The sequence below is a fragment of the Anabaena sp. 54 genome (genome assembly GCF_017355725.1).
In the GTDB taxonomy this organism is placed as follows: Bacteria; Cyanobacteriota; Cyanobacteriia; order Cyanobacteriales; family Nostocaceae; genus Dolichospermum; species Dolichospermum heterosporum.
Genome location: NZ_JAAVWA010000008.1, coordinates 67,168 through 83,106, shown reverse-complemented (window position 1 = coordinate 83,106; position 15,939 = coordinate 67,168). Strand labels below are relative to the sequence as shown.

Sequence of the window (15,939 nt, the reverse complement as noted above, 5' to 3'; positions counted from 1 at the left end):
ATATATATGTAAGGATGTAGAATTTTTATAGCTAGGGCTTGACGAAAGAAGTATTAAGTGTAAAGGATCAAGGGTGAAGGCTGCCGTCAACTCAAGCGGAAGAGAAAATCTATTTTTATACTTTACGCCTCATACTTCATCCTTCCCTAGTTTCATGATTTTTGAGGTAGGTAAGGTAAGACAGAAGATTTGCACCCAAGATTTGGATTGATCATCATGGAAGTTATTTTTAAGATTACTCGACAAGAAGAAAATTCTCACCCTGTTTTCAAGTCTTACGTTTTGGAGGTAGAACCAGGTAATACTATCCTGGATTGTCTCAATCAGATTAAGTGGGAACAAGATGGAAGTTTAGCATTTCGCAAAAATTGCCGCAATACAATTTGTGGTAGTTGTGCTGTGCGGATTAATGGGCGTTCTGCTTTGGCTTGTAAGGAGAATGTGGGGAGTGAACTGGCTAGACTGGAGAAAATATCATCATCTGCAAATCAGCCTCAAACTACTCCAGAAATTACAGTTGCACCTTTGGGGAATATGCCTGTAATTAAAGATTTGGTTGTGGATATGAATGGTTTTTGGCATAATTTGGAGACGGTTGCTCCCTATGTGAGTACCGCAGCTAGACAAGTTCCTGAAAGAGAGTTCTTGCAAACGCCTCAAGAGCGATCGCTTCTTGATCAAACGGGCAATTGTATTATGTGTGGAGCTTGTTATTCTGAATGTAATGCTCTGGAAGTTAATCCTGATTTTGTTGGTCCCCATGCTTTGGCTAAGGCATATCGCATGGTGGCAGATTCCCGCGATAGTAATACAGAACAAAGATTAGAAACCTATAGCACAGGAACTCAAGGGGTTTGGGGTTGTACTCGTTGTCTTTATTGTGATTCGGTTTGTCCGATGGAAGTTGCCCCATTAGAACAAATTACGAAAATTAAACAGGAAATTCTGGAGCGTAAACAAGCTGATGACAGTCGGGCAATTCGTCATCGTAAGGTTTTAGTGGATTTAGTTAAACAAGGTGGTTGGATTGATGAACGCCAATTTGGGGTTCAAGTGGTTGGTAATTATTTCCGCGATTTGCAAGGTTTACTCAGTCTTGCACCTTTGGGCTTGAGAATGCTAGTTAAGGGTAAATTTCCTCTTTCTTTTGAACCGTCCCCAGGAACTCAGGAAGTGCGATCGCTCATCGAATCTGTACAAAATAGTGATTAGTCAGTTGCAAAAGAATGTTTCCCTTTCTTGCGCTACTTATTTCTTAATTCTTCTTTCTGACTCCTGACTTCTGAATGGGCGCAGGCCCTGCGCCCCTACTTCCTGGATTAACTTGGCTCTTGGGGAATGTTCAATTTTCGCCCAAATCGGTCGTAAACCAAAATATCCCATTGTCCATTATTACTATACTCAAAGGCGATTCTACTACCATCAGCACTAATTGTTGGATTGCGGACTTCTCCTTGCACATCACCTGCTAAATTCCGTGATTGACGCACATCTCGATCATAAAAAACAATTTGTGTTCGTCCTTGACGACTAGCAGCAAAGACAATAAATTTGCCATTGTCAGAAGCCGCAGGATGGGAAGCAATTGTATCAAAGGAATTTAAGCCGGGTAGGTCTACTAAATTACGAGTCAATGTATCAAACATATATACATCTTGACTGCCTCGGCGATCGCTTGTGAATACAATATATCTTCCAGAAATTTGCGGATTTAATTCGGACGAGAAGCTATTTAAACTCCTTCCCCCGGAATCAAATGGGTAAGTGAGTAAACGCGGGTAGCCAAAACACCCAGTTAACAGAGTTGAGCATAAAACTAAAATTATTGATAATTTATAATTCATAGAATGTTAAGTAGGTTGGCGTTGAAAATTGTCGTTATGGCAAGGCAAAAGGCAAGAGGCAAAAGGCAAGAGGCAAGAGTGAAGAGGCAAGAGGCAAGAGGCAAGAGGCAAGAGGCAAGAGTGAAGAGGCAAGAGGCAAGAGGCAAGAGGCAAGAGTGAAGAGGCAAGAGTGAAGAGGGTTTAGGCGATTTTACATTTCTTTACACAGTTTGGTTTTATTGTGTTCACCTACTTAAATATTTTTGTCCAATTACTTAACCTTGCACTTTTTTGTTCTCAAAATCAGCGAGACCCTTACTGAGAGGCGGTTCTAGCTTTACTCAGCAAGCCCTACTTATCTTTGCCCATTTCTAAAATTCTACTGGCGACTGGTTCTATTACCGGAGTTACTGATAGACGATTGCCTTTTTTCACTACTAATAATTCATCATCATTAAACTCAGCTTTGAGTGTTGATAGTGAAAGAGGATGATTAAAAATTTCGACAAATTCCACTTTTACAGTTTGCCAACGGGGGGATTCAAGACTTGATTTAGCATCATAATATTTACTATTTATATCAAATTGTGTTGGGTCTGCAATACCTGTTTCAACTATCCGCATTAAACCAAAGATACCGGGTGGTTCAGTGTTGGAGTGATAGAAAAATGCTAAATCTCCTATTTGCATTTGCTTCAAGAAATTCCGGGCTTGATAATTACGTATACCGTCCCAAATCGTCTCACCTTGCTGTTGTAAGTTTGTAATACTATAAACTGTTGGTTCTGACTTCATTAACCAATAATTAATTGTATTCATTTAAGTAGGTTGGCGTTGAAAATTGTCGTTATGGCAAGGCAAAAGGCAAGAGGCAAGAGGCAAGAGTGAAGATGAGATAGATGTGTGGGAATTATGGATATCTAACAAGGCAAAAGGCAAGAGGCAAGAGGCAAGAGTGAAGAGGGTTTGGGCGATTTTACGTTTCTTTACACAGTTTGGTTTTATTGTGTTCTCCTACTTAATAATTAATTCCATAATTGTAGAGACGTTACAGAGAACGCCTCTATATATACTAACTTGCTGCTAAATTACCCCAAGCAATATAAGGTAGTTTTGCTGCTGTTGCTTTTACCTGTTGGGCATTTGCTACTAACTGTCCGCAAGCGTCCCAAGTTCCGCTAATAAAAGTGCTTCTTGTGCCTTCACTAATCATAACTGAGGCAGTAAAATCACCAAGTTGCACTTGCAATTTTTCCAAATCTATGGTTTTAACTGCTTGAGGATTGGTAGTAACTAATTCTTGCAGATGTTTGACTACTTTCTCATCAGCAGTTACGCATGGTATCCCCATTGCTACGCAGTTACCAAAGAAGATTTCGGCGAAGCTTTCACCAATTAGGGCTTTAATTCCCCATTTTGCTAGAGCTTGGGGTGCGTGTTCTCGTGATGAACCACAGCCAAAGTTGCGGTTAACTATGAGAATTTTTGCGCCTTGATATTGGATTTGATCAAATGGGTGTTCACCATTTAAGGCTTTTCTGTCGTCAACAAATACGCCTTCTCCTAAGTCGTCAAAGGTGATGGCTTTTAAGTAGCGGGCGGGGATAATTCGGTCGGTGTCTATGTCGTTACCAATGAGGGGAACGGCGTTACCGGATATTTGTTTTACTTCACTGACCATTGGTAATTGGTAATTGGTAATTGGTAATTGGTAATTGGTAATTGGTAATTGAAAAAACTCTTTTCTGTCACCTGTCACCTGTTCACTGTCACCTACAGTAGTTCACGCACGTCGGCGATTTCGCCTTTGATGGCGGCTGTGGCTACCATTGCAGGACTCATTAATAAGGTGCGACCGGAGGATGATCCTTGTCTGCCTTTGAAATTGCGGTTGGAGGAGGAGGCGCTGATTTGTCTGCCTTGGAGTTTGTCGGGGTTCATAGCTAAACACATGGAACATCCTGGTTCTCTCCATTCAAAACCGGCTGCTTGGAAGATTTTATCTAGTCCTTCGGCTTCGGCTTCTTTTTTGACTCTTTCTGAACCAGGAACTACGAAGGCTTTTATACCTTTTGCAACTTGGCGACCTTGGGCAATTTTGGCGGCTTCTCTCAGGTCGCTGATGCGTCCGTTGGTGCAGCTACCAATGAAGCAGACATCTATTTTTGTGCCTTGGATGGGTTGACCGGGATATAAGTCCATGTAGCGATATGCTTCTTCGGCGATGAAGCGGTCTTCTTCTAGGAGTTCTGCGGCTGTGGGGACTTTTTCATCTACGCCAATTCCCTGACCGGGTGTAATTCCCCATGTGACTGTGGGGGGAATATCTTCGGCATTAAATACTACGATATCATCGTATTCTGCATCAGCATGACTACTGAGGGATTCCCACCAAGCAATAGCTTTTTCCCAGTCTGCACCTTGGGGAGCAAAGTCTCTATTTTGTAGATAATCGTAGGTGATTTGATCGGGGTTGACGTATCCGCATCGCGCCCCACCTTCTATGGCCATGTTACAAACGGTCATCCGTTCTTCCATGTTCATCTGGGTAAAGGTTGTACCAGCAAATTCGTAAGCGTAGCCTACGCCACCTTTTACGCCTAGTGTGCGGATGATGTGCAATATTACGTCTTTGGCGTAAACTCCGGGTTTGAGGTTGCCGTTAACTTCGATTTTGCGGACTTTGAGTTTTGATAATGATAGGGTTTGAGAGGCGAGAACGTCTCTAACTTGGCTTGTACCGATACCAAAGGCGATCGCACCAAATGCACCATGACTTGATGTATGGCTATCTCCACAAGCGATGGTCATTCCTGGTTGTGTTAGTCCCAATTCAGGGGCAATGACGTGAACTATTCCTTGATTTCCTGAACCAATATTGTAAAAAGTTATGCCATTTTCTTGACAACTCTTTTCTAATGCCTGAATCATTTCTTCGGCCATGCTATCCATAAAGGGACGAGCTTGGTTTTCTGTGGGAACGATATGATCAACTGTGGCTATTGTCCGTTGTGGAAATAATACTTTTAAATCCCGCTCCTTGAGCATTGCAAAGGCTTGGGGACTGGTAACTTCATGAATAAGATGTAGTCCAATAAATAGTTGTGTTAATCCTGATGGTAATGTACCAACGGTGTGTAAGTCCCAAACTTTGTCAAATAGTGTACCCTTGCTCATACATCAATCTACATTAAAGGAGTCGGACTTTCGATTGTATCAGAAATTTGGTGGCAATGGAATTTTAGAAATCTAGCTGCTGATAGTGGTTAACAAAAAAAATATATGACGGGTTGTCATATTTGGCATTGATTGTATTTAAAATGAAATGAGAACAATAAACATACTTCCACAGGACAGAACCATGAAATCTATCGCAGCAACTTTGCGACGCTTGAGCCTAGCTGTATTAACAGTTATTGTAATTTTTGGTAGCTTTGCGGTATTCACTCCTACTGCATCTGCGGAAACATATACAGTTAAACTGGGCAGTGATAAAGGTCTGTTAGCCTTTGAACCCAAGAAATTGACTGTTAAAGCCGGTGACACAATTGTTTGGAAGAACAACAAAGTTCCCCCCCACAACGTTGTCTTTGATCCTAAGAAGAATCCTACCGCAGATGCTGAGTTAGCAAAGTCTTTGTCCCACAAGAAGTTATTAATGAGTCCTGGACAAACCGAAACCACAGTTATTCCTGTTGATGCTGCTCCTGGTACATACACATTCTACTGTGAACCTCACCGTGGTGCTGGCATGGTTGGTCAAGTCACTGTTGAAGGTTAATATATAGCCACGAACCATCCTTGTTAATGTACAGGGATGGTACAGTAGCTATCAGTAAATCAAAAAGCTTACTTAGGGTTTGCTGAATAAGTTGTCTGTGAGGGTAGGGAACAGGGAACTCTTAACTGGGAACAGTTTCAACTATCTGGATATCCTCAATTTTCCAAATCCGACCCAGGAAAATGCACCGATTTTGAGACACCATCAGCCAAAACCTTGCACTTTTTTGTGATAACAATCCGCGAAACCCTTATTAATAAATGGTTTTAGCTTTATTTAGCAAGCCCTACTTAATATACTAAACACGGGTGAGATTTAAACTTTTGCCAAATGACAAAGAACCCAGACGTGTAGTAGGGGTAAAGCAAAAGCTGATATGTGTCAACTTAAGCTCAAATCCCTACCACATCTAGTTCCTAGTCTCTGACTAGGAATGCAATTGATGAGGCTCTGCCTCTAATATCATTGAAGGCAGAGCCTTCTAGAATTCATTCCCAGTCAGAGACTAGGAATGAGACGACTTGAGGTTTTTCGTAATTTTGTAAAAGTCCATGTCTGAACCGTGTTGAGTATATTACAAAAAACAGATAAGAAAGTCTAAAGTTTCAGAGTTTAGAGCTTCAGTCAAAAAAAGATGCTTTGCGTGAAACAAAAATCAGAAATCCCGATAAAAATCGGGAGAATTATGTAGGTGAACACAATAAAACCAAACTGTGTAAAGAAACGTAAAATCGTCTAAACCCTCTTCACTCTTGCCTCTTGCCTCTTGCCTTTTGCCTTGCCATAACGACAATTTTCAACACCCACCTACTTATCACTAAGGAACATCAATAGGAATCAGACCATTTTCTGGAACATAACCAGAAAAACAACCATCATCAGAAGACACCAAAATCAACCGCAGAGGATAATCTGGAGGGACTCGCAAATCAGCCCAAGGTACTGCTATTTCTAAACAAGAATCTAACGCAACTTGGGCGCGAGAGGCACGGGGATACCATAAATGATTATCTCCTGCGGCTCGAAACTGCACCGATTGACTGAGTAAATTAACTTCCAAATGATGGTGAAATAGATAATTCAAAGGTGCGCTGTCTGGTACTTCCGCTAGAGGTATGGAACTATTCACCATTGTTCTATCTGGATAATACCAGAATAGGTGCAAATCTGGAGGTATATCTTTGCCAGGAACAGCACCTGTTTTAAAATCTACTCGCACATAAAAGTTTAAATGGTCTACCCCATACCATAAACGTTGGATAGTGCTGCTGTTGTGCATTGTTCCTCTAGCACCACCAACTTCGATGCGCCCAGCTTTGTCCCAATCTTGTTCATCACCTTTACCATCTATGATAGGATGAATAAAGCCTTGTGGTTTATGGTCAGAACGGGCTTGATGGATTTCTAGGGGGGTGTGCAGATATGGAGGTATGGGTTCATTTAAGGCTTTGTAAATGCCATAGAGATGTTCCCGAAATAATTGGTCAAAAATGGCATCTTGATTGGAAGAATGTCCCTCTCCAAACCACCAAAACCAGTCTGAACCTTCAGCCGCATATAGGGCTTCCCAGGCGGCTGGGTTGTTTTGTTCTGTGGCTTCGGGATGATTTGCTAAGACTTGTCTAGCTGCGGTGAGATAGTCCCAGGCGCGGTTTTTGACGGGATCTCCTATCCATGTGGTAAAATTGCCGTCTACCCAAGAACCACTATGGAGTTGTGCAGCGGGAATAGTGGCGGTGGGTGGGTGTTTTTCAATGAATTCGGAAACGGTGACAAGTTTGATATGGGGTTCATTGCTCAAACTTTCATACAATGTTTCCAAGAAGTCTTTTCCGTCGTGGGGATAAAATTCCCAACAATTTTCCCCGTCTAGGGCAATTGTCACTAACCAAGGTTGATCATCGTTACTTTCTTTTTGTTGTTTAGCGATCGCTTGCAAATGTCCAACTAAATCCGCTGCTGCTTTCTTTGCCGGCATTGCACTGTATGTAAAGCCAATTAAATCTGATAATCTGTGATCACGGAAAACAATCGCCACTTCACCTGCTGGAGTTTGCAGACGATAGGGACGATAGAGCAATTCTGGTTCTTGGACATTTCCCGCAGCGTCTCGATGAAAAAAGTGTTTTAATGACCAACCTAAAACCGCTTCATCTGAGCAAATCCATTTAAACCCTTGTTTAATAATATACGGTAAAATTTCTGGACTAACGGACTGTTCAGAAGGCCATAAACCTCTAGGATCTTGCCCAAACCTATCTATATATAAATCCCAGGATTTTTGTAAATGCCGGGGGATATCTTCTACCCACTGAAACCGCTGCTTGGGTAATGTCATCTGCGGCACAGCCACCCGTCCTGAATTAGTATCAGCTAATAAGGGTAAAATCGGGTGAGTATAGGGAGTAGTGGTAACTTCCAGTTGTCCACTGTCCTGCATTTTCCGATGTTGGGGAATAATCTGACTGAGAATTTGCCGCTGTTTGGAATAAATGCGTTGGCGATCGCCTAAACTAAAATTACGACCTTGTGCTAACCAAGCCGCAATTTCTGGATCATGCCAAAATAAAGGATCAATCCAAGCTAAATTATGCCAAGCTAGTAAATCACCATAATCTGACAACTGCCAATTTGCTAAACACCAACTTTGTCCCTGTTCCTGCCTTTGGTAATATAACTCGGCATAACGAGGATGAGGATCAATCAAAGTATGATGGTTAGCATCAAAGAAATGTTGAACAATAAACTCTTTTTGTTCACGAGTCAACTTTTCTACAGGAGTCAAACTAGCAGTTAAATAAGGGTCAAAAGCCGTACCTGCAACATAATCTTCTATTTGCAATATTAACGAGGGAACTAAATTCACCGTTTGGTGCAGTTTAGGATACTTCTCTAACAATAATACTAAATCCAAATAATCCTTAGTCCCATGTAAACGTACCCAAGGCAAGCGGTACTGCTGGCTAGTCACTAGAGAACTACCATTTTCAGGAGACTTGTACAACGGTTGATGTTGATGCCAGATAAACGCAACGTGCAAAGGATGAGACATATAATATATAAAAGAGTAGGTGATGGAAAATAGGGAACGGGGAACAGGTGACAAGTATATCTTACCAATTACCTCTTCCCCATTCCCCATTACCAGCGATTTAGATAACTTTTTTTACTTCAGAAACTTATCCTACAACTTGTTCTACTTCAGAGATTTCAGGAATCATTTCCTTAAGACGGCGTTCAATACCCATTTTCAGAGTCATAGTGGAACTGGGACAAGAACCACAAGCACCCTGTAACTCGACTTTAACAATCGGTCCATCCAATTCTACGAGTTTTACGTTACCACCATCAGACATGAGATAAGGGCGCATCTCGTCTAATACAGTTTCTACATTTTCTATCGTTAGTTCCATAGGTTTAGACCTGTTTAGTAAATAAATTGGTAATTATCCGAGTTGCTAATTATCTAGTGTAGGCTGGAAATGGATAATTGGTCATTAGTCAGTGGTCAGTGGTCAGTGGGAAGAAAAATATTCTCCCCTGCCTCCTCCCTATTCCAGTAGCTGAATATTGGAATAAACAAACTCGGTAATTGATTGAGGAGTTGCAGTTTTCCCATCTTCATATTCTGCCACTACCTGCTTCGTTAAAATGTAGTAATTACCAAATTTTTGATATGTGTCCGTAAACTTGAGGATGCTATTAACATCACCTGTTTGCGAATTGCGAAAAACCACATCATAAGCAGAAGGGATATAACCGGAGTCTGTATCTAGGAATTGCTCAGAATTAATCTCCAAAGACATCCGACCCATAACCCGAATTTCTTGACAGATTTTTTGGTTACGGATTTGATATTGAGAATCAGTATTTTCGCCTTTGACAAAAACCGTTTCTGCTGCGTTACCCAAACTAAACTCATTTTCACTAGAAGAAGTTTGAAAATTGCTTCCTTGACAGCGAGTAATTATTTCCTGTAAATGAATATCAATTCCTGCTTCTATTTGTTTATCTGCAACTCCCGTAATTTCCACATTCAAATTACGGTCAATCTGAATTTTACCTGTATAAACTTCTCCTTCCTGTAGCAGTTGCACATCGGCAGCATAACCAGGAAAGTTTTCATCCCAAGTGTAACGACCTTCATAAGCAGTTTGAAATAAAATTTCTGCTGTTGACTGAATTGCCATATCACCACTTTGACTGTGCTTTCTTAACAGTTTAATTCAAAGTTGATAATTCCTATACAAAATATATTTGGCGAATTTAAACTTTGCGTCTTTGCGCGTTTGCGTGAGACATATTCTTGAAGAAGAATTCATGAGTCAGAAATAAAGTTTAAATCACAATTTTCGACTTAGCACACAAAAACTCTCAGATTATATCACCAATATAGCAGAAACTGTAACTATGTCAATAATCAATTGCTAGAAAGTTGAAACTTCGTGAAATTATTGACAACATTCTCAATAACTCTGAGAATTACCCCCCGCTTATTGAGAATGGACTAATTTGCCGAAAATCCTATTTAAAAAACTTATCTATCGAGAATCCTTTAAGGTTTGCGAATATATCCCCATTTACCAGCGATAAAAGATGATTTTCCTGATTCTTGATTTGGTTTAAATTCTCCACCAACATTAACTAATGCCAGACCTTCAGAAAAAGGTTTAGCAAAATCAAAAGTCGCTGGAATGATCAACTCACCATAGCGATTGATATATCCCCATTTTCCTGCCATTTTTACAGGGGCTAATTCTTCGGAGAAAATATCAGCTTCATCAAATTGGGGATTGATAATAAATTGACCAATTCTATCTATATAACCCCATTTATTCCCAACTTTAACTAATCCTAAACCTGCGTAAAAACTTTTAGCATCATCAAATTCAGGGACAATAATCATGCCACCTGCTTTATTAATAAATCCCCATTGATTTGCTACTTTTACAGCGGCAATATCCTCATGAAATGATTTAACCTCATCAAATTGAGGAGAAATAAAAATTTCACCAAAGGCATTAATAAATCCCCATTTACTAGCTATTTTTACAGCAGCGACACCTTCAGAAAAAGATACAGCATCATCAAATTGCAGCGGGATAATCTCCTTACCTGTTTTATTAATATAGCCATATTTATTCTTGATGCTGACTACAGCCATTTCTTCTATAAAGGGTGCAGCAGTATCATACTGAAGAGGGGTAATAAATTTACCAATTTGCTCAATGTAAGCAGATTTATAACCTATTTTGATGACTGATATTCCCTCGGACAATGGCTCAACCCAATCGAATTTTACTTTCAGTCGAATTTGCTGTGATGTGGGATTTATATAATAATAATCATCGTTATTGCTACGCCGATGGGTAAAACTATACTTTTTGATTTCTTTCGCGTCAAATATTCCTGGTGGTTGCGAATAAATCCCAGATTTGAGAACTTTGGCTAAAGCATCATTATCTTCTCGCAACCCTTCATAAAACCAACAAGCTTCTCCTTGAATACCAACAACTTTGCGGTTGTAATTTAGGACATTAACTAAATGTTCTGGAGTAATTCGATATGTACCAGTTTTAATTTTAATGCCCGGAATCAATTGCAGTAATTGTTGTTGGGTAAATTGATCTTTTTTGATTCTATCTATCTCACTTTGATAATTTTCAAATGTATCTCTATATATTTGGGGATGAATTAAATCAACTAATCCCAAATCAATCCAAGTTTGAGAATCTTGCAGGTAGTTAACATAACCCCAAGGATACACGCTGGGAGATATGGAAATAATTAATTCAGGATTAACGTTAATGATTTCTCGATAAACACGGCTGAGAAAAACGGAAAGAATATCAGCCCTCCACCGTACCCATTGTTTCCATTTTCTAGTCCATTCTGGATCTTGTAATTTTGGATCTTGGGGATTTTGTTTTTCTGGGGGTTTTGGTGGTTGTTCTTTAAACTCTTGTTCATAAAGTGCAATTGTTTCTAGATTGTAACCACCTTCTATTGGAAAAGCCGGAAAATGATCATCTCCTTGAATGCCAGCAATATCATATTTATATTTTGTGGCAACTTCTAGGAATAAACTTAATAAAAAGTCTTGCACTTCGCTATCAAAAGCATTTAGCCAATAAAAATTATTGATAATTAGGTCTTTACCAGTAGAATCTATAGCTGTCCATTCGGGTTTTTTCTCGATTATTGATCCCTTTTTGATTTGATAAGAACTCATAAAGCCATATTCAAACCAGGGGATAACTGCAATATTCCATTTTTTAGCTTCTGTTATGATTTCGCTTAAAGGATCTCTATGTTTACCAGTATTTTTGTCTATAAAACGCGGGTTTATTTCTCTATCTTTACCAAATGTCGCTTTCATGAATTCACTGGGATAGTTGGTAAATCCCTGATTCCAAACAACAGGAAAGACAACGTTAAATCCAGTTTCGGCGAGAAATTTCATTGCCTCAGCAATGTTTTCTTGCTTATCAAATACTTTACTATCTGTGGTTGTTATCCAAACGCCGCGAATTTCCATGATTCGATTTTAGATTTTAGATTGTAATAGATTTTTGTAAGGGCAAGAAATCAGAATTATTTCCTTATTCTTCCTTCTTTCTTCTTTCTTCTTTCTTCTGACTCCTGACTCCTGACTCCTATTTTATATTTTCTCTAACTAACGCCCATCCTTGGGAAAAAGAACTGGCTTCATCAAATTTGGGAGGAATTACAAATTTTCCGGTTTTGTCAATATAGCCCCATTTATTATCTTTTTGAACTCGTGCTAATCCTTCAGAAAAATCATCAGCTTGATCAAATTGTGGGGAAATGACAAATAATTCTCTGCCAGGAATATATTGAGCAGGTACAGTGGGAATTTCTAGAATTCGACAAATAAAAGGAGCTATTTCACCTCTAGTCAGGTTTTTATTGGGCTGCAAAAGTTTGATGTCTGGGTAATTAACAACTATGCCTTTTTCGGTGGCGGCTGCGATCGCTCCCATTGCATAAACGGGAATTTGGGCAAAGTCGGTATAATTCTTTTTTAAAGTAATAATAGGTTCAATTGTCACCCCATATTTTAACCCGGAAACTAAAGCTGTTAAAGCTTGGACACGGGAAATAATTTGATTAGGTTGAAAAGTCAAATTGGCATATCCAGAGAGGTAATTTGTTTGATATGCTTGAGCGATCGCCTTAGCTGCCCAATGATGAGTGGGAACATCTTTAAAAGTTACCGCTGGACGAGATAATGGTTGTTTGAATGATAATGGTGTATAAATAATCGCCGCAAATTCTGCGCGAGTCACAGGAGCATCAGGGCGAAAAGTCCCGTCTGGATATCCTTTTAAGATATTTTGCCAAGCAGCAGCCAGAACAGATGCTTTTGTCCAATGGGTTTCAATATCGGAAAACATAGACTAGTTGAAGATAAATATGCTTAGTTAGCCAGTATTGGGCAATAATACTACATTTTAAAGACGTGAAGACCGATCTAGCTATTCCGCCAAATATTTTTACAATGATCTTATTAAACGGTAGTTTGTTATTCTAAAAGCTTATGCAGCCGACTAACCCCAATCAATTTACAGAGAAAGCCTGGGAAGCGATCGCTCATACCCCCGATGTCGCTAAACAGTATCAGCAACAGCAGCTAGAAAGTGAACACCTGATGAAAGGGTTGCTGGAACAGGAAGGACTGGCCAGCGCGATTTTCACCAAGGCTGGGACAAGTTTGCAAAAAGTTCGAGATCGCACTGAGCAGTTTATCCAACGTCAACCCAAGGTATCCGGTGCTAGTGCTTCTGTTTATTTAGGACGCAGCTTAGATACATTATTAGATCGGGCAGAAAAATATCGTCAAGAATTTAAAGACGAATTTATTTCTATTGAACATTTACTGTTAGGTTACGCCAAAGATGATCGGTTTGGCAAAAGTTTACTGCAAGAATTCGGTTTAGATGAAAACAAACTCAAAAATATTATTAAAGAAATTCGGGGGAAACAAAAAGTGACTGACCAAAATCCAGAAGGTAAATATCAATCACTGGAAAAGTACGGACGTGATCTCACAGAAGCCGCCCGCAAAGGTCAACTAGACCCCGTAATCGGTCGTGATGATGAAATTAGACGGACAGTACAAATTCTCTCCCGCAGAACCAAAAATAACCCGGTTTTAATTGGTGAACCTGGTGTGGGGAAAACTGCGATCGCCGAAGGTTTGGCACAGCGCATTGTAGCGGGTGATGTTCCCCAATCTCTCAAAGATCGTAAACTCATCAGTTTAGATATGGGGGCTTTAATTGCGGGAGCAAAATTCCGAGGTGAATTTGAAGAACGTCTCAAAGCCGTATTAAAAGAAGTCACCGAATCTGGTGGGAATATTGTCTTATTTATTGATGAAATTCATACCGTTGTCGGTGCAGGTGCAAGTCAAGGGGCGATGGATGCGGGAAATCTATTAAAACCCATGTTAGCACGGGGTGAATTACGCTGCATTGGGGCGACAACTTTAGATGAATACCGCAAATATTTGGAAAAAGATGCCGCTTTAGAAAGACGTTTTCAACAAGTTTATGTAGATCAGCCCAACGTTCAAGATACAATTTCCATTTTACGCGGTTTGAAAGAACGTTATGAAGTCCATCATGGGGTGAGAATTTCTGATAGTTCTCTTGTGGCTGCGGCCACTCTCTCTAATCGTTATATTAGCGATCGCTTTCTCCCTGACAAAGCTATTGATTTAGTAGATGAAGCCGCTGCTAGACTGAAGATGGAGATTACCTCCAAACCCGAAGAACTAGACGAAATAGACAGAAAAATTCTCCAATTGGAAATGGAAAAACTTTCCTTACAAAAAGAAAGTGATCTCGCTTCCCGTGAACGTTTAGAAAGATTAGAAAAAGAACTCGCTGACCTCAAAGAAGATCAAAGAACCCTTAGCACACAATGGCAATCCGAAAAAGGGATTATCACCAAAATTCAATCAATTAAAGAAGAAATTGACCGAGTTAATCTAGAAATTCAACAAACCGAAAGAGACTACGATCTTAACCGGGCTGCGGAATTAAAATATGGCAAATTAACCGACTTACATCGCCAATTACAAGCCGTAGAAACTGAACTTTCCCAAACTCAAAAAACCGGAAAATCACTATTACGCGAAGAAGTTACAGAAGCCGATATTGCCGAAATTATTTCTAAATGGACAGGCATTCCCCTGAATAAATTAGTCGAATCAGAAAAAGAAAAACTCCTGCATTTAGAAGATGAATTACATCACCGGGTTATCGGTCAACATGAAGCCGTTACCGCTGTCGCAGATGCCATTCAACGTTCTCGCGCTGGACTTTCTGACCCCAACCGTCCCATAGCTAGTTTTGTCTTCCTTGGTCCAACCGGTGTCGGTAAAACTGAACTAGCGAAAGCCTTAGCTGCCTATATGTTTGACACCGAGGAGGCTTTAGTGCGGATTGATATGTCCGAATATATGGACAAGCATAACGTTTCCCGACTAATCGGTGCGCCTCCCGGATATGTGGGTTATGAAGAAGGAGGACAATTAACCGAAGCCATTCGTCGTCGTCCCTACGCGGTGATTTTATTCGACGAAATCGAAAAAGCCCACCCCGACGTATTTAATATTTTCTTACAAATCCTCGATGATGGTCGGGTGACAGATGCCCAAGGTCGCACAGTAGACTTTAAAAATAGTATCATCATCATGACCAGTAACATTGGTTCTCAATATATCCTAGATATATCTGGAGATGATAGCCGTTACGATGAAATGCGTAATCGCGTGATGGAAGCAATGCGAAATAGTTTCCGTCCAGAGTTCTTAAACCGTCTAGATGAATTAATTATTTTCCACAGTTTACAAAAATCCGAATTGCGGAATATTGTTCAATTACAAGTAGATAGACTCAGACAAAGATTAACTGATAGGAAAATGGCTTTGAAATTATCCAGTGCTGCTCTTGACTTTTTGGCAGAAGTAGGGTATGATCCCGTTTTTGGGGCAAGACCATTAAAACGAGCAATTCAAAGAGAATTAGAAACCCAAATAGCCAAAGCCATTTTACGCGGTGATTTTAGCGACGGTGACACGATTTTTGTAGATGTCCAAAATGAGCGTCTTGCCTTTAATCGCCTACCCGCAGAAGTGTTTACAGGTTAGATTTGAGAGTCCCTTCAAGCCAGGGAATAAATTCCCTGTCTAAAAGCTAAAGTCGGTTAAAACCGACTACTTTGGCATAAAATAAATAGGATGATTTTTGATTTTGAGTTAGAGGTTGTTTGAAAAGTATTATATCAAACCCGTAATCTCCAAAA

General features: G+C 40.0%; 12 protein-coding genes. 3 read left to right on the top strand and 9 right to left on the bottom strand.

Annotation, left to right across the window (positions count from 1 at the left end; translation table 11 throughout):
- Positions 1 to 216: 216 nt before the first annotated feature.
- A complete protein-coding gene (locus tag HEQ36_RS11060; protein ID WP_168467167.1) occupies positions 217 to 1,212 on the top strand; it encodes a succinate dehydrogenase/fumarate reductase iron-sulfur subunit in 996 nt (331 codons plus the stop codon).
- 107 nt (positions 1,213 to 1,319) lie between these two features.
- Here the strand turns inward: HEQ36_RS11060 and HEQ36_RS11055 are convergent, their stop codons facing one another.
- The 4 genes from HEQ36_RS11055 to leuC form a co-directional block, all read right to left on the bottom strand.
- Positions 1,320 to 1,844: a TolB family protein gene (locus HEQ36_RS11055; protein ID WP_053537981.1), complete on the bottom strand. Its 525-nt coding sequence runs from the start codon at positions 1,842 to 1,844 to the stop codon at positions 1,320 to 1,322.
- 330 nt (positions 1,845 to 2,174) lie between these two features.
- On the bottom strand, positions 2,175 to 2,642 hold the full coding sequence (locus HEQ36_RS11050; RefSeq protein WP_233455511.1) for an EVE domain-containing protein: 468 nt from the start codon (positions 2,640 to 2,642) through the stop codon (positions 2,175 to 2,177).
- Positions 2,643 to 2,895: 253 nt separating this feature from the next.
- The gene (leuD, locus tag HEQ36_RS11045; protein ID WP_027402708.1) at positions 2,896 to 3,504 is read right to left on the bottom strand and encodes a 3-isopropylmalate dehydratase small subunit; all 609 of its coding nucleotides are present in this window, start codon (positions 3,502 to 3,504) and stop codon (positions 2,896 to 2,898) included.
- 92 nt (positions 3,505 to 3,596) lie between these two features.
- Complete coding sequence (gene leuC / locus HEQ36_RS11040) at positions 3,597 to 5,000, bottom strand: 3-isopropylmalate dehydratase large subunit (protein ID WP_053537980.1); 1,404 nt, start codon at positions 4,998 to 5,000, stop codon at positions 3,597 to 3,599.
- A 184-nt stretch (positions 5,001 to 5,184) separates the two neighbouring features.
- Between leuC and petE the strand changes: the two genes are divergently transcribed.
- Complete coding sequence (gene petE / locus HEQ36_RS11035; protein ID WP_168636407.1) at positions 5,185 to 5,604, top strand: plastocyanin; 420 nt, start codon at positions 5,185 to 5,187, stop codon at positions 5,602 to 5,604.
- Between the two features lie 817 nt (positions 5,605 to 6,421).
- Here petE and HEQ36_RS11030 read toward each other — a convergent pair.
- The 5 genes from HEQ36_RS11030 to HEQ36_RS11010 form a co-directional block, all read right to left on the bottom strand.
- A complete protein-coding gene (locus tag HEQ36_RS11030; RefSeq protein WP_053541173.1) occupies positions 6,422 to 8,656 on the bottom strand; it encodes a glycoside hydrolase in 2,235 nt (744 codons plus the stop codon).
- A gap of 127 nt (positions 8,657 to 8,783) precedes the next feature.
- On the bottom strand, positions 8,784 to 9,017 hold the full coding sequence (locus HEQ36_RS11025) for a NifU family protein (RefSeq protein WP_053537978.1): 234 nt from the start codon (positions 9,015 to 9,017) through the stop codon (positions 8,784 to 8,786).
- 138 nt (positions 9,018 to 9,155) lie between these two features.
- Positions 9,156 to 9,794 carry a DUF3386 domain-containing protein gene (locus HEQ36_RS11020; RefSeq protein ID WP_053537977.1) on the bottom strand — a complete coding sequence of 213 codons (639 nt, stop codon included), beginning with the start codon at positions 9,792 to 9,794 and terminating at the stop codon, positions 9,156 to 9,158.
- Between the two features lie 365 nt (positions 9,795 to 10,159).
- The gene (locus HEQ36_RS11015; RefSeq protein ID WP_168636408.1) at positions 10,160 to 12,142 is read right to left on the bottom strand and encodes a WG repeat-containing protein; all 1,983 of its coding nucleotides are present in this window, start codon (positions 12,140 to 12,142) and stop codon (positions 10,160 to 10,162) included.
- Positions 12,143 to 12,260: 118 nt separating this feature from the next.
- On the bottom strand, positions 12,261 to 13,022 hold the full coding sequence (locus tag HEQ36_RS11010; RefSeq protein WP_081424128.1) for an S-layer homology domain-containing protein: 762 nt from the start codon (positions 13,020 to 13,022) through the stop codon (positions 12,261 to 12,263).
- Positions 13,023 to 13,165: 143 nt separating this feature from the next.
- On the opposite strand from HEQ36_RS11010, the gene clpB reads away from it, so the two are divergent.
- On the top strand, positions 13,166 to 15,784 hold the full coding sequence (clpB, locus tag HEQ36_RS11005; protein WP_168636409.1) for an ATP-dependent chaperone ClpB: 2,619 nt from the start codon (positions 13,166 to 13,168) through the stop codon (positions 15,782 to 15,784).
- The last annotated feature ends 155 nt before the right edge of the window (positions 15,785 to 15,939 follow it).

Bases quoted from the DNA above. Each gene is read 5' to 3' on its own strand.
- HEQ36_RS11025 (WP_053537978.1), bottom strand. From the start codon at position 9,017: ATGGAACTAACGATAGAAAATGTAGAAACTGTATTAGACGAGATGCGC.
- HEQ36_RS11050 (WP_233455511.1), bottom strand. From the start codon at position 2,642: ATGAATACAATTAATTATTGGTTAATGAAGTCAGAACCAACAGTTTAT.
- HEQ36_RS11030 (WP_053541173.1), bottom strand. From the start codon at position 8,656: ATGTCTCATCCTTTGCACGTTGCGTTTATCTGGCATCAACATCAACCG.
- HEQ36_RS11020 (WP_053537977.1), bottom strand. From the start codon at position 9,794: ATGGCAATTCAGTCAACAGCAGAAATTTTATTTCAAACTGCTTATGAA.
- HEQ36_RS11055 (WP_053537981.1), bottom strand. From the start codon at position 1,844: ATGAATTATAAATTATCAATAATTTTAGTTTTATGCTCAACTCTGTTA.
- petE (WP_168636407.1), top strand. From the start codon at position 5,185: ATGAAATCTATCGCAGCAACTTTGCGACGCTTGAGCCTAGCTGTATTA.
- clpB (WP_168636409.1), top strand. From the start codon at position 13,166: ATGCAGCCGACTAACCCCAATCAATTTACAGAGAAAGCCTGGGAAGCG.
- HEQ36_RS11060 (WP_168467167.1), top strand. From the start codon at position 217: ATGGAAGTTATTTTTAAGATTACTCGACAAGAAGAAAATTCTCACCCT.
- leuC (WP_053537980.1), bottom strand. From the start codon at position 5,000: ATGAGCAAGGGTACACTATTTGACAAAGTTTGGGACTTACACACCGTT.
- HEQ36_RS11015 (WP_168636408.1), bottom strand. From the start codon at position 12,142: ATGGAAATTCGCGGCGTTTGGATAACAACCACAGATAGTAAAGTATTT.
- leuD (WP_027402708.1), bottom strand. From the start codon at position 3,504: ATGGTCAGTGAAGTAAAACAAATATCCGGTAACGCCGTTCCCCTCATT.
- HEQ36_RS11010 (WP_081424128.1), bottom strand. From the start codon at position 13,022: ATGTTTTCCGATATTGAAACCCATTGGACAAAAGCATCTGTTCTGGCT.